This is a genomic window from Uliginosibacterium sp. 31-16, assembly GCF_030730865.1.
In the GTDB taxonomy this organism is placed as follows: Bacteria; Pseudomonadota; Gammaproteobacteria; order Burkholderiales; family Rhodocyclaceae; genus Uliginosibacterium.
Genome location: NZ_JAVALZ010000001.1, coordinates 337,569 through 351,559 on the forward strand (window position 1 = coordinate 337,569; position 13,991 = coordinate 351,559).

13 protein-coding genes and 1 tRNA gene are annotated in these 13,991 nt (G+C 62.1%); 13 read left to right on the top strand and 1 reads right to left on the bottom strand.

The window, feature by feature from the left end; genetic code table 11:
- The 7 genes from cydB to Q9Q94_RS01615 all read left to right on the top strand — a co-directional run bounded on the left by cydB (window position 1) and on the right by Q9Q94_RS01615 (window position 6,342).
- Window positions 1–1,137, top strand: coding sequence for a cytochrome d ubiquinol oxidase subunit II (cydB, locus tag Q9Q94_RS01585; protein ID WP_305978268.1), 1,137 nt, complete (start codon window positions 1–3; stop codon window positions 1,135–1,137).
- A 15-nt stretch (window positions 1,138–1,152) separates the two neighbouring features.
- Window positions 1,153–1,257: a cytochrome bd-I oxidase subunit CydX gene (gene cydX, locus Q9Q94_RS01590; protein ID WP_305978269.1), complete on the top strand. Its 105-nt coding sequence runs from the start codon at window positions 1,153–1,155 to the stop codon at window positions 1,255–1,257.
- Window positions 1,258–1,303: 46 nt separating this feature from the next.
- On the top strand, window positions 1,304–1,885 hold the full coding sequence (locus Q9Q94_RS01595; protein ID WP_305978270.1) for a Crp/Fnr family transcriptional regulator: 582 nt from the start codon (window positions 1,304–1,306) through the stop codon (window positions 1,883–1,885).
- Between the two features lie 172 nt (window positions 1,886–2,057).
- Complete coding sequence (locus Q9Q94_RS01600; protein WP_305978271.1) at window positions 2,058–2,342, top strand: hypothetical protein; 285 nt, start codon at window positions 2,058–2,060, stop codon at window positions 2,340–2,342.
- Window positions 2,343–2,644: 302 nt separating this feature from the next.
- Window positions 2,645–3,841 (top strand): ATP/GTP-binding protein, encoded by a 1,197-nt coding sequence (locus Q9Q94_RS01605; protein WP_305978272.1) that lies wholly within the window; start codon window positions 2,645–2,647, stop codon window positions 3,839–3,841.
- 9 nt (window positions 3,842–3,850) lie between these two features.
- A complete protein-coding gene (locus Q9Q94_RS01610) occupies window positions 3,851–4,360 on the top strand; it encodes an RloB domain-containing protein (RefSeq protein ID WP_305978273.1) in 510 nt (169 codons plus the stop codon).
- Between the two features lie 17 nt (window positions 4,361–4,377).
- On the top strand, window positions 4,378–6,342 hold the full coding sequence (locus Q9Q94_RS01615) for a lipopolysaccharide assembly protein LapB (protein WP_305978274.1): 1,965 nt from the start codon (window positions 4,378–4,380) through the stop codon (window positions 6,340–6,342).
- 399 nt (window positions 6,343–6,741) lie between these two features.
- Here the strand turns inward: Q9Q94_RS01615 and Q9Q94_RS01620 are convergent.
- Window positions 6,742–6,818: transfer RNA gene (locus Q9Q94_RS01620), tRNA-Met, on the bottom strand.
- Between the two features lie 188 nt (window positions 6,819–7,006).
- Between Q9Q94_RS01620 and Q9Q94_RS01625 the strand changes: the two genes are divergently transcribed.
- From Q9Q94_RS01625 to Q9Q94_RS01650, 6 genes are all read left to right on the top strand, one after another.
- Window positions 7,007–7,378, top strand: coding sequence for a hypothetical protein (locus tag Q9Q94_RS01625; RefSeq protein ID WP_305978275.1), 372 nt, complete (start codon window positions 7,007–7,009; stop codon window positions 7,376–7,378).
- A 57-nt stretch (window positions 7,379–7,435) separates the two neighbouring features.
- On the top strand, window positions 7,436–8,770 hold the full coding sequence (gene miaB, locus Q9Q94_RS01630) for a tRNA (N6-isopentenyl adenosine(37)-C2)-methylthiotransferase MiaB (RefSeq protein ID WP_305978276.1): 1,335 nt from the start codon (window positions 7,436–7,438) through the stop codon (window positions 8,768–8,770).
- 1 nt (window position 8,771) lies between these two features.
- The gene (locus Q9Q94_RS01635) at window positions 8,772–11,456 is read left to right on the top strand and encodes a zinc-dependent metalloprotease (RefSeq protein ID WP_305978277.1); all 2,685 of its coding nucleotides are present in this window, start codon (window positions 8,772–8,774) and stop codon (window positions 11,454–11,456) included.
- Between the two features lie 146 nt (window positions 11,457–11,602).
- Complete coding sequence (locus tag Q9Q94_RS01640) at window positions 11,603–12,412, top strand: amino acid ABC transporter substrate-binding protein (protein ID WP_305978278.1); 810 nt, start codon at window positions 11,603–11,605, stop codon at window positions 12,410–12,412.
- Between the two features lie 117 nt (window positions 12,413–12,529).
- Window positions 12,530–13,183, top strand: coding sequence for an amino acid ABC transporter permease (locus tag Q9Q94_RS01645; protein WP_305978279.1), 654 nt, complete (start codon window positions 12,530–12,532; stop codon window positions 13,181–13,183).
- Window positions 13,184–13,205: 22 nt separating this feature from the next.
- The gene (locus Q9Q94_RS01650; RefSeq protein WP_305979464.1) at window positions 13,206–13,958 is read left to right on the top strand and encodes an amino acid ABC transporter ATP-binding protein; all 753 of its coding nucleotides are present in this window, start codon (window positions 13,206–13,208) and stop codon (window positions 13,956–13,958) included.
- The last annotated feature ends 33 nt before the right edge of the window (window positions 13,959–13,991 follow it).

Here is a 13,991-nt window from a genome sequence, read left to right on the forward strand (position 1 = left end):
ATGATCGACTATGAAGTTCTGAAGCTCATCTGGTGGTTGCTCGTCGGCGTCCTGCTGCTGGGCTTCGCCATCATGGACGGGCATGACATGGGAGTGGGAACGCTGCTGCCCTTCGTTGGCAAGAGTGACGACGAGCGCCGCGTGATCCTCAACAGCGTTGGCCCTCACTGGGAAGGCAATCAGGTATGGTTCGTCACCGCCGGCGGAGCCATCTTTGCCGCCTGGCCGCTGGTGTATGCCGCGGCGTTCTCCGGCTTCTACTTTGCGATGTTGGCGGTGCTGTGGGCACTGTTCTTCCGCCCGGTCGGCTTTGATTACCGCAGCAAGGTGGCGGACCCGCGCTGGCGTAATTTCTGGGACTGGGGAATCTTCGCCGGCAGTGCCGTGCCTGCGCTGGTCTTCGGCGTTGCTTTCGGCAATGTGATCCAGGGCGTGCCCTTCCACTTCAGCGAAATCATGATGCCCTATTACACCGGCAGCTTCTGGGCGCTGTTCAATCCCTTCGCACTGCTGTGCGGGGTGGTGAGCCTGACCATGCTGGTGGCCCATGGCGCCAACTATCTGGCGATCCGCACCGAGGGCGAGATCCAGCAGCGTGCGCGCAAGGCGTCGGTGATCTTCACTGTGCTTATGCTGGCGGGCTTCGCCATCGGTGGCGTGATGGTGGCTGACATGCCGGGCTATGTGATCACCTCCGTCGTGGAGCCTGCCGCTGCGCAGAGCCCGCTGGCAAAGACGGTGATCCAGCAGAATGGTGCCTGGCTGCTCAACTACAAAGCCTATCCGCTGACCCTGGCACTGCCTGTGCTCGGCTTTGTGGGCGGCCTGCTGAGCCTGCTGGCGATCCGCCTGAAACGGGATGGTCTGGCCTTCATCTGCACTGCGGTGGCCGAGCTGGGCATCATCTTCACGGCCGGGGTCTCGATCTTCCCCTTCGTGCTGCCTTCCAGCAGCCAGCCCGGCAGCAGCCTGACCGTGTGGGACTGCGTTTCCAGCCAGCGCACGCTGGGCATCATGTTCTGGGTGGCACTGATCATGACGCCAATCATCATCGTCTACACCAGCTGGGCCTACCGCGTGATGCGCGGCAAGGTCACCGTTGAACACATCCAGGCCAACAAGCGTTCGGCCTACTGAAAAAGGAGATTCATCATGTGGTATTTCAGCTGGGCACTGGGCACAGGCTTCGCCGTGCTGCTTGCGGTAGTGAACGCCTTGTGGCTGGAGTCACAGGACGAGCGCAACAACGCCGAGTAATGTGAAAGGCTGGCGGGTTCGCCCGCCAGCTGCAGGAGAACGAATCATGCAAGAGACATCCGGATCAGCCGAACGCCAGCTGGCGGCCGGCAATCTGCTCTATCAGGCAGGCCAGGGAGGCAACGCGTGGCTGTTACTGGAAGGCAGCATTCGCCTTGACAGGCCCGAAGTCCGCGACGAATCAGGATTTGCCGGAATCGCCATCAAGGGCGACATCCTTGGCGCCGAAACCATGCTGCTGGGCAACTACACCTACACCGCAACAGCACTCACGCCTTGCAAGCTGACACGCTGGCCGGAGGGAAGCTCGCAACCTGAGCCTGCGGCTTTGCTCAAGGCACTCAGCAGTGCAGAACGAAGAGGCGCTGATGCCGTCGCAATGCGTTGCGGCGAGGCCGCCACGCGCGTACGCCGGCTCATTGCATTAATGGCCGCCACATCATCGTCACGCCAGCTCTCACGCCTCATGCTTCCCGCTCTGCGCGACATGGCAGAGATCACCGCACTCACCATCGGTACAGTTTCCCGGATTCTCGTTCAGCTACAGGCGGCCGGTGACCTTGCCCGCAGCGAAACCCGACGGGGCAGGCCGCGCAACACCGCTCTCGCCAAGCCGAACTTTCTTTAATGCAGCTCGCAAAGCCTGACACCTACTCCGAAGCGGCCGTGCGCAAGATCACCGGCAAATCCGACAAGGTCAGCGACCTCATCAAACGCTACAAGAACGAGCGCTAAGTCGTACCGCTTCGGTCGGCTATGTCGTAAAGATGGGCAAACCAATGGCCACTAGCTAGGACTTTGTGAATTGGGTCTGCACAGAAGCGATCGACCCAGATTGGCTGAAATGGCTTTTTGTTGCAGAGACGGAAGCCCTGCCGAAATTTGGGAAGGGCTCCACTCACACGACCATTTATTTCCCGGAAATGATTGCGCTACACACCGCACTCCCTCCGATTGAAGAACAACACGAAATCGTCCGCCGAGTAGAAATCCTCTTCGCTTTCGCCGACCGTCTCGAAGCCCGCCTCGCCACTGCCCGCAGCGAAGCCCCCAAGGCCAAGCGCGGCAGGAAGGCCACAATGTAGGGCATCAATCGCCCGCAGGGCATTGCGCCGCAGGCATGCTCGCAAAGCCTCGCCCGGCGGGCTTCTTCAGGCATGCATGCTGAAGATGTCGATAACAAGCGCCTCTCCACCCCACCCTGCCGCAGATCCTGACCAGAGGCCGCTTTCCGGCCCACATCCGGCGCAATGCCGCTGCGCGGCGATTGACGCCCTACAAACAAAAACCACTCCGCTCATCGCTCCAGCCATTCGTACAGCGTGCAAAAAACAATGCGCTCGCGCATAATCAACAAATAATTGTTGAAATGGCGCGAGAAAACAAAATGCTTCACTCCCTTCGCTTCTCGAACTTCTTCTCCTTCGCGGACGAAACCGAGGTTTCTTTCGTCCTCGACGCCCGTTCGAACGGCACGGAGAGCAGCTTCGCCTCCACCGCCACGGACCGGCGCCTGAGCAAGCTGCTCGCCGTGGTGGGCGCCAATGGTGCGGGCAAAACGAACCTGATCAAACCGCTGGCCTTCATTGGCTGGTTCGTCTCGCAATCGTTTTTCCTTGGCGACAACCGCACGACCACAGTGCAACCGCACATCATGAGTAACGATCAGGTCAGCCGGTTCTCGCTGGAGTTCGAGATCGGCGGCAAACTGTATCGCTACACCCTGCGCCTGACCCAACAGCGAGTGTTGTTCGAATCACTGGAACTCAAAACTAGTCGACTGTTCAGCACGCTGTTCACGCGCCAATGGGATGAAGTCGCCGGCAAGGAAAAAATCGTGCAGCGCGGCTTTAGTCTGCCGCAAAAGCAGGCCGAAAAGGTCAAGCCACTCGCCGCTCTGATATCCACCGCTGCGCAGTACAGTGTCCCTGTCGCGCAGGAGATCGTCACAAACCTCGGCAGACTCTGGTGCAATGTCGGCGCACTTGGTCGTCAGGCGTTCGCAGGCCAGCGTGACATCCGTGCTGCGGCCGAGTTTTTCGCCGAAAACGAAGAACATCGCAAACAGATGGCCGCACTGCTGCGGCAATGGGATTTCGGACTGGCAGACGTAGTGCTCAGGCAGCAAAGAATCATTTCTTCAGACGGTCGCGAGGAAGATGTTCTGATGCCTTATGGCGTCCATCGCGCCGAGAACGTCGAGATGCAGCTGCCCATGCTGATGGAATCGAGCGGCACGCAAGCGGCCTTCAGCCTGCTGACCTCCCTGCTCCCTGCCCTGACGCACGGCGGCTACGTGGTGTTCGACGAACTGGAATCCGACCTGCACCCGCTGATGCTGGAGCCGATCCTGAATCTATTCATCAGCCCGAAGACCAACCCGCATAACGCCCAGCTGATCTTTACCTGCCATTCGGTGGAGATCCTGAACCTGCTCAAAAAGGGCCAGATCATGCTGGTGGAGAAGAACGAACGCTGCCGCAGCGAGGCCTGGCGCTTGTCGGACATGGAAGGTGTACGTGCGGACGACAATTTCTACGCCAAGTACATGGCCGGTGCCTATGGCGCCGTGCCCATGCTGTGAGGCGTACACATGGCCAAGCGCCCGCACCGCAAGACCAACCGGACCGTGCTGATCGTGGTGGAGGGCGAGACCGAGGAGGCCTTCGTCGCCCATCTCAAAAGCCTCTATTACCAACGCGGCATGCGCTTGTCCGTCAGCATCAGGAATGCTCACGGGCATGGCCCCCAAGGCATCATCGACAAGCTGAAATCGGTCGCCCAGACAGCAGATTTTGAGCACCGCATTGCGGTGCTGGATGCTGACATCCCACTGACTGCAACTGAAACCAAGTGGCTGCGCGGTGCAAAGGTCGAGCAAGTGGTTTCCGTGCCCGCCATCGAAGCGACGCTGCTGGCGATCCTTGGCAAGCATGCCCCGGACATGACGGAGGCCTGCAAGAACGAGTTGCAGAAGCATGCGCCGGGCGACCCCACGGACGTTCGCTACTACGCAAAACATTTCCCGCTCGAAGCGCTTGAATTGGCTCGCGGCAAGGTTCCGGTTCTCGACGCGCTGATTGCGGCCGTCAGCACAGAGTAATTTCTGAAAGCCCTCTCATGTTCAAACGCATCCTCTCGGCCCTGACCGGCAAGAACGAGTCTCCCGCTCCTGCGCCGGCTCAGCCTGCCAGCCCGTCGAAAGAAGAACTCATCACCGTCTATGACGCCTATGGCCGCGAGTTGCAGATCACACGCAGCGACTGGCGCGAGAAAATGCTGCAGCCCAACCTGGAGCTGAAGTGGGACAAGCCGGACGAGCTCTACACCATAATCGTCTCGGCGCTGAACGATGGTTTTGCGGCCGACCTCGTGCCGGCGGCCGATCGCCTGCTGGTCATCGACACTATCCCGGAGCGCAGCCACACGATTCACGGCATCGTGCTGATGAAAAACGGCCAGCTCGATGCGGCGGAAGCCACGCTGCGCGCGGGCATGCGCAAGGTGGGTGAAACCAGCACGCTGCTGACCAACCTCGCCAAGGTGCATGCCGAGAGTGGCGACGAAGCGCGTTCTCACGAAGTGCTCTGGCAGGCTGTGCAGGCCGACCCGAATCAGGACAACGGCCTGCTCTGGTGGGCCACCATCCAGCGCGACCGTGACGGAGAGGCCGGCTATCTTCAAGCCCTGCGCACCGCCGCCACCCTGCCCGGCAGTTGGCGCGCGCAGCTGTGGCTGGCGCGGCATCATCTGGAGCACGGTGAAGTCGATCAGGCCAGGGCACTCTACGCCGAGGTGCTGGCCGGCGGCCAGTACGACAGCAGCACGCTGATGATGATTTCGGGCGACCTCGGTAACAACGGCCAGGTGCCGCTGATCCTCGAGCTTGTTGGCCCGGCCTTCGACGAGAAGAAACACGACCCGATGGCAGGGCTGAACCTGCTGCGCGCTTACCAGCATCTGGGCAAGGCAGACGAAGGCGAAGCCCTGCTCGGCCGGATGTATGCGCTAGGCCACGCGCCGATCAAGCAGCATCTCAATCAATTCGCGCAGGCCTTTCAGGAAATGCGCAAGCAAGCCGCGCAAGGCACGCCCATCGATCCGGCCGAATTGAAGATCACCACACTGGCGATCACCCAACCGATCTGGCACTACGGCCTGCGCAATGCCGATTGGCTCTTCGCGCAGAAACCGGAAGGCGCGCCCGAAGTAGGCTTCTTCGCCCTCTCGAAAATGCCGGATGGCTCCGAGCGCGCGGAATCACAGCGCGAAGACGATCTGGGGCGCTACACCCGCGCCATTCCGCTGTATCTGGCAGAAGCCGCGCATTACTGGAGCGACTACGCGGCCTCGACCTACATCCTCGTAGTGGAAGGCGGCGGCCCGATCCTCACCGCCGGTGAAACGGATGGCAATGCGCTCTTCGACATCGTGCCGCCGACCATGAAGTATTTCGTGACCGGTGAGCTGGGTTGCCGCGGCGAAGGCGAAGCCGCCAGCTGGCAGATTTCCCTGAGCCTGTGGGACTGCGCAACGCGCAAGCAACAGGCAACGGAGAGCGGTCACGCTACGAACGCAGAACTGGGCTCACTGGTGCTGAAACTGGAGCAGCGCCTGATGGCGCGCATCGGCCTGAAACGCGAACAGCCCCTGGACGAGTTCTACCTGCACCCGACAGCGGAAGTGTTGGCGCCCTACCTCACAGAGCTGGGCCAGGCCTTCATGCTTACCCTGGCCGCCAACAAGCACATGCCCACCTCGGAAATGTGGGGCGAGCGCGCCATGCTGGAATGGCCACTCAACATGGCCCTGCACTGGCCCAGCGTCGAGGTGCCGAAGCTGATGTATCTCTCGGGGCTGGGCAAAGCGTTGGACTACGGCTCAGGCGTGCTGCCCGAATACAAGGAGCGCAGCCTGCAACTGCTCAAAGACGCACAAGAGGTCAGCAGCACTGCAGCCAGACTGGCCCCGCTGGTCTGGCGGGTCTTCGGCATGCAGGATGAGCTCGACACCCACCGGAAGACGCTGCCAGCCGATACTACCCCCGCGTATCGAGCATGGCTTGAGCGCGTCATGGAAATATGATCATGAGCGAATTGCTGAAAATCGGGTTGGGCGGCCTGTTTTCTTTCGCCGGAGCGCTTCTCGCCGTTGTGGTTGGGCGAAGCTTGAGCGCGGATTAGAACTGATACTGGACAAAGCCGCTGCCGGTGACTTGAAAGCCATAAAATTCATTGCGGAAACGCTGGACGGCAAGCCCGGCTAACAAACAGAAAGCAAGCCTCGACCGCTCAACACCGCCCCACAGCGCGCGCTAGATTAGCGCACCCGGAGTTTTCGGACGCCTTAAAGGCGCCCCCCAGCGCAGCAATGCCGCCTCCGGATAACTACCGAAATTCCCCGAATTTGCTTACAAAGTGCTTACACGAGCCCAGAAAAGCAAAAGGCCAACTCCGAAGAATTGGCCTAAGTGCTTGAATCAGTTGGTGGTGATGGGCGGAGTCGAACCGCCGACCTATGGGTTATGAATCCATCGCTCTAACCATCTGAGCTACATCACCTCCGAAGAGCCGGCGATTATAGTGAGGCTTTGATGGCGGGTCAATCTCTTCGAAGCAGAATTTCCTTGCCCCCAACAAGGCCAAAGCACCGTCAATTCATGCACTTGGGCGGCTTTGAATTGACTTTGAAAGGTTGATCATCGACCATGCAGGCCTTCCCTGATCCCTTGGTTTTTCTGGAAAACACCATGAAAACACTGCTGCGCATCGTGTTGAGTCTGGCTTTTCTGCTGGTTTCGTCGGTTTACGCTCAGTATTCCGGTCCGGTACGCCCGATCCCGGCCAATGCCCCCAAGGCCAAGATGTATGTGGAAAGCGAGCGCGTGCTGAACCTGAATGGCCGCGCGTTTTCGCTGGCGCCCGGCGGACAGATCCTCAACGAGAAGAACATGATCACGCTTACTTCGGCGTTGAGCGATACCTACACCGTGCGCGTGAAGTTCGATAACCAGTTGCAGATCCAGCGGGTGTGGATCCTCACCGTGGCCGAAAACGAGGTGGATGCACCGAAGCTGTCGGGCGATCCGTCATTCTGGGACTGGCTGTTCTCCTGGTTCTGATCCTCCCATTCCCCGTTTCCCGCAAGGAAACGGGGTGTTTCAAGAAGCGACAATTTGATGAAGAAGCTGTACATCCGCACCTTCGGGTGCCAGATGAACGAGTACGACTCGGACAAGATGGCCGACGTGCTCGCCGCCGGTGAAGAACTGGTCAAGACCGACAATCCCGAAGAAGCCGACGTGATCCTCTTCAACACCTGCTCGGTGCGCGAGAAGGCGCAGGAGAAGGTGTTCCACGATCTCGGCCGTGTCAAGCACCTGAAGCAAATCAACCCGAAACTGATCATCGGCGTGGGCGGCTGCGTGGCCTCGCAGGAAGGCGAGGCGATCATCGCTCGCGCACCGTACGTCGACGTGGTCTTCGGCCCGCAGACCCTGCATCGCCTGCCCGAGCTGATCGCCGCCAAGCGCGAGTCCGGCAAGTCGCAGGTGGACATCAGCTTCCCCGAGAACGAGAAGTTCGACGCCCTGCCCCCGGCGCGCGTTGATGGCGCTTCGGCATTCGTGTCGATCATGGAAGGCTGCTCGAAGTTCTGCACCTACTGCATCGTGCCCTATACGCGCGGTGACGAAATTTACCGCCCGCTGGGCGATGTGCTGGCTGAAATCGCCGGCCTGACGGAGCAGGGCGTGCGCGAAATCACCCTGCTCGGGCAGAACGTGAATGCCTGGCGCGCGCCGGTGGAGCCGGGTTCGGACGAGATGGCGGACTTTGCCTTCCTGCTCGAATGCGTACATGAAATTCCGGGCGTGGAGCGCATCCGCTACACCACCTCGCATCCGCGCGAAATGACTCAGCGCGTGTTCGATGCCTACGCGAAGCTGCCCAAGCTGGTCTCGCACCTGCATCTGCCGGTGCAGTCCGGTTCGGATCGCGTGCTGGCGGCCATGAAACGGGGCTACACGATCCTCGAATACAAGTCGGTGGTGCGCAAGCTGCGCGCGGCGCGGCCGGATCTGTCGCTGTCGACCGACTTCATCGTCGGCTTCCCCGGCGAGACCGAGGCCGATTTCGAGGCCACCATGAAGCTCATCGACGAGATCGGTTTCGACGCATCCTTCAGCTTCGTATTCAGCCGCCGCCCCGGCACCCCGGCGGCGGAAATGCATGACGACACGCAGGAGAAGCTCAAGCTGGAACGCCTCGCCCGCCTGCAGAAACGCATCGACGAACTGGCCTCGGAAGTCAGCGCCAGCATGGTCGGTAGCACCCAGCGCGTGCTGGTCGAAGGCCGCTCGAAGAAGGATCCGGGCGAGCTGGCCGCGCGCACCGACAACAATCGCGTGGTGAACTTCAAGGGCAACCCGCGCCAGATCGGTCACTTCATCAACGTGAAGATCACCGCGGCGCTGCCGCATTCGCTACGAGGCGAGGTGGAGATTGCTGAATAGGATGCCTGTAGACCTGCGCCCGGTGGCCATCTTCGGGCTATGTGCCCTGCTGGCCGCTTGCGCAGCCGCTCCGCAACAGCCCTCCCTGAAGAAGCCCGCGGCAAGCGGCTCTACGAGCAGCGCCCAGATGGTGGCGATGCCGGCACCGGCCGCCAGTGCATCCGCTCCGGCAACACCGGCCCCCGCCAATCCGAACCTCAAGCCCTACGCCGAAGTCATCAAGGACTTCACCCGCCTGCCTGGCTACCTGACGGTGTACAAGAAGGATGAGCGCTACCTCCTGGAACTGAAGGAAAGCGACTTCGGGCGCCCCTTCTTCTTCACCACCCAGCGCACTCACGGCATCGGCGAACGCGGCCTGTGGGGCGGGCTGATGCTGGAATCCGGCGTGGGCAGCTTCGTGCGCTACTCGGATCGCGTCCACTGGATTGAACGCAACACCGCTTACGTGGCTCCGCACAATGCGCCGCTGCAACACGCACTGGCCAGCGCATTCTCGGACAGCCTGCGCGGCAGCGCCGCCATCCTCAGCCAGCCACACCCTGCAAGCCGCGCGATTCTGGTGGACCTGAACACACTCGTCCTTACCGACTTTTCCGGCACCGCCACCCTGCTGCAGGGGGCCTATCGCCAGCCTTACCAGTTTGATCGCAGCAACACGCTGATCCAGCAAGCGCGCAGCGAACCGGCTGAAACCAGTGTAGAGATCCGTGCCCACTACGCGGCCGGAGCACTGGCCATTCCGACGCCGGGCCAGCCCGTGCAGCCCGGTGTGCCGAGCACGCTGCCCGACCCGCGCAGCATGTTCTTCGGCTTCACCCTGAGCTTCTCGCCCCTGCCGGAGCCGATGGCCGCGCGCAATGCCGACCCGCGCGTGGGCTACTTCAACACCCCGCGGCGCAACTTCGACAACGACTTTGATGCCTCGAACCGCGAGCACCTGATCCACCGCTGGCGCCTGGAAAAGCAAGACCCGGAAGCCGCCTTGTCGGAGCCAAAACAGCCGATCACCTACTGGCTGGATCGCAACGTGCCCGAACGCTACCGCGAATCCGTCCAGCGCGGCATCCTGGCCTGGAACCCGGCCTTCGAACGCATCGGTTTCAAGAACGCCATCGTCGTGAAACAGCAGCCGGACGACGCCCCCTGGCAAGGTAGCGAACGCAGCTACGCCACCGTCAAATGGTATCTGGGCACCGACAACGGCGTGGCCATCGGCCCGTCACTGGTTGACCCGCGCAGCGGCGAGATTCTGGATGCCGATGTCGTGATCAGCGATTTCTGGACCCGCGGTCCGCGTCATCAGGCCGTGCACGACATCCTGCCGCGCAGCCAGGCTCACGGCACCGAAGCAGACGACTGCCAGTTTGCCGCCAGCGCTTTTGCTGAAATGCAGCAGGCGCTGGATCTGCGCGTGGCACGTGGCGAAATCGCCCCGGACGGCCCCGAAGCGGAAGCCTTCGTGCAGGATGCACTGGCCGCCGTGGTCACCCACGAGATCGGCCACACCCTGGGCCTGACTCACAACTTCCGCGCCTCCTCGGCCTACAGCCTGGCCCAGCTGCGCGACCCGGCCTTCGTGGCCAAGAACGGCATCGCCGCCTCGGTGATGGATTACGTCCCCTACAACGTGCCGGCCAAGGGGCAGACCACCACCGACTACATGCAGAAGCTGATTGGCCCCTACGACTACTGGGCCATCGAGTATGGCTACAAGCCACTGCCCGCCGATACCGAACGTGCGGCACTGGGCGAGATCGCCTCTCGCGCCACAAACGACCCCTTCCTCGCCTACGGCAATGATGGCGACGCCGGCAGTCAGGACGGCAACCTGCTCACCGCCGGCATCGACCCGGCCACCGGCCGCTTCGACCTTGGCAACGACCCGGTCGCCTATTTCCAGCAACGCCTGCAGCTGAGTCATGAACTGTGGGCCGCTCTGGCACAGCGCCCGCCGAGCGGGCGCAGCGACGAAGCAGCCGATGCCCGCGCCACCGTGGTCCGCAGTCTGAGCATGCTGGCGGGCGCTGCGGGCAACGCCGCGCGCAATATCGGCGGTGTTCGCGTCACCCGTCACACCTCGCCAGCCAGCCGCGCGGTGTTCAGCCCGCTGCCGGCAAGCACCCAGCGCGCCACGCTGGCAGCCCTGTCGCAGGGCTTCTTCCAGCCTTCCAGCTTCCGTCTGGACCCGGCCTTGCTGCGCCGCCTCGCCCCCAACGCGCTGGATGGCAGCAGCCTCGAGCCCCAGCTGCCAATGCTCGGGCTGGTCCTGCAAAGCCAGAGCAGCGTGCTGGATCTGCTGTTCTCCGACCGCATCAGCGCCCGCCTGCTGGAAGCCGAGCTGACCACCCCTGCCGCCGAGCGCTTCCGCCTCGCCGAACTGACCAGCACGCTGCGTCAGGATGTGTGGGCCGAACTCAGGAGTGGCGCGGACATCCCGCTGATGCGTCGCAACCTGCAGCGCGCTTACCTGACGCGGATGACCGGGCAGATCCTGCGTGCCAACCCGGCCACCCCTGCAGACGCGCGCGCACTGGCCCGCTTCGAGGCATCTGCCCTGCAAGCCTCGCTGCGCGCGGCTCTCCAGAAGGGGGGGCTGGAAACCGAGACCCGCGCCCACCTGCAGGAGAGTCTCGCCACCCTGGACGAAGCCCTGCGCGCCCCGCTGCTGCGCCAGACCCCCTGAGGCAGCAGCGCGACGGCTCCGGGCCGGCAGCATGATTTTGCGGCTTGCTCCGCGCAGCGCGGAGGGTGACAATCGGCGCCTTGCCGGCTCCGCCATGCGGGGGCGTACCGAATCCTGTAGCGCTGTTTTCAATTCCGGGGACTCTCATGACCATGAAAAAACTGACTGCCGTGCTGGCCGCCTCGCTCGCTGCCGGCCTCCTGCTCACCGCCTGTGGCAAGAAGGACGAAGCTGCGCCCGAAGCCGCCGCCTCCGCGCCTGTTGCCGCCAGCAAGATCATCATCGGCCTGGACGACAACTTCCCGCCCATGGGCTTCCGTGACGAGAAGAACGAACTGGTCGGTTTCGACATCGATCTGGCCCGCGAAGCGGCCAAACGCATCGGCGCCGAAGTGGAATTCAAGCCCATCGACTGGAATGCCAAGGAAGCCGAACTCTCCGGCCACCGCATCGATGCGCTGTGGAACGGTCTGACCATCACCGAAGAGCGCAAGGCCAACATCGCCTTCACCACGCCCTATCTGGAAAACCGTCAGATCATCGTCGTCACCGCCAAGTCGCCGATCAAGACCAAGGCCGATCTGAAGGGCAAGGTTGTCGGCGTGCAGGATGGCAGCAGCGCCGTGGAAGCCGTCGGCAAGGACGAAGCCACCGCCAAGTCACTCAAGGAACTGAAGAAATTCGGCGACAACGTGACCGCCCTGATGGATCTGACCGCAGGCCGTCTGGATGCACTGGTGGTCGACGAAGTCACGGGCCGCTACTACACCACCAAGAAGCCCGGCGAGTATGTCGTGCTCGAAGAACACTTCGGCACCGAAGAATATGGCGTCGGCGTGCGCAAGGACGATGCCGATCTGCTCGCAAAACTGAACAAGGCGCTCGCCGACATGAAGCAGGACGGCAGCGCCGCGAAGATCGCCACCCAGTGGTTTGGCGCCAATATCGTCAAATAATCAGGGCCTTGCCCACCCTCCATTCGCGCTGAATGCAGCATCTGCACCCAGCGCGAACGACTTGCCAGCCGACCCTTAGCGGTCGGCTGTGTTTTGCAGACTGAACCAAACGGAACAATGGATTACATCTTCTCCATCCTCGGCCCGCTTATTACCGGTACCGGTGTCACGCTCAAGATGTTTCTGGTGACCATCGTGCTCGCCGTACCGCTGGGCCTGGCCCTGGCGCTCGCCCGCATCTCGCACTGGCCCTTGCTCAGCGGGCTGGTCAATGCCTACATCTGGCTCATGCGCGGCACGCCGCTGATGCTGCAGATGCTGTTCATCTACTTCGCCCTGCCCTTTGTGCCGGTGGTCGGCATCCGCCTGCCGGACTTCCCGGCGGCCGTGGTGGCCTTCGTGCTGAACTACGCAGCTTACTTCGCCGAGATCTTCCGCGCCGGCATCCAGTCCATCGACCGCGGCCAGTACGAAGGCGCCAAGGTGCTGGGGCTGACCTACGCCCAGACCATGCGCCGCATCGTGCTGCCACAAATGGTCCGGCGCATCCTGCCACCGGTGTCCAACGAAACCATCACGCTGGTCAAGGACACCTCGCTGATCTACGTGCTGGCCATGAACGATCTGCTGCGCGCCGCGCGCGGCATCGTCCAGCGCGATTTCACCACTACCCCCTTCATCGTGGCCGCCGCCTTCTATCTAGCCATGACCCTGGTTCTCACCTGGGGCTTCCAGTACCTCGAAAAGCGCTACGACGTTCATGATCAATAATCCGCCCATGATGAATAAGCCGATGATCAAGGCCGAAGGCCTGCACAAGCGCTTCGGTCACAACGAAGTGCTCAAGGGCGTGTCTCTGGAAATGGGCAAGGGCGAAGTCATCGCCGTGATCGGCCCGTCCGGCTCCGGCAAGAGCACCTTCCTGCGCTGCCTGAACCATCTGGAAACCATCAACAGCGGGCGCATCGAGATCGAGGGAGAAGTCCTCGCCAGCACCGACACTGCGGGTCATTGCCAGTACGCCCCGGATGCTGACGTACGCCGCATCTGCCGCAAGATGGGCATGGTGTTCCAGCACTTCAACCTGTTCCCGCACCTCACCGTGCTGCAGAACATCATTGAGGCGCCAATCACCGTGAAGGGCGTGAAGCGCGAGGAAATCGTGCCGGTAGCTGAAGAGCTGCTGCGCAAGGTAGGCCTGCTTGCCAAACGCGACAGCTACCCGGCGCGCCTCTCCGGCGGACAGAAGCAGCGCGTGGCGATTGCTCGTGCGCTGGCGATGGAGCCGGACATCATGCTCTTCGACGAGCCGACCTCGGCACTCGACCCGGAGCTCACCGGTGAAGTGCTGCGCAGCATGCGCCAGCTGGCCGAGGAACACATGACCATGCTGGTCGTCACCCACGAAATGGGCTTCGCCCGTGAAGTCGCCCAGCGCGTGATCTTCATGGACCACGGCGAGATTGTGGAAGAACGCCCGGCAGCCGAGTTTTTCGCCAGTCCGGCGCATCCCCGCAGTCGCGCGTTTCTGGATAACATGCTCTAGATTCGCCGTTCCGGCACTCACGCCCATTCCGCT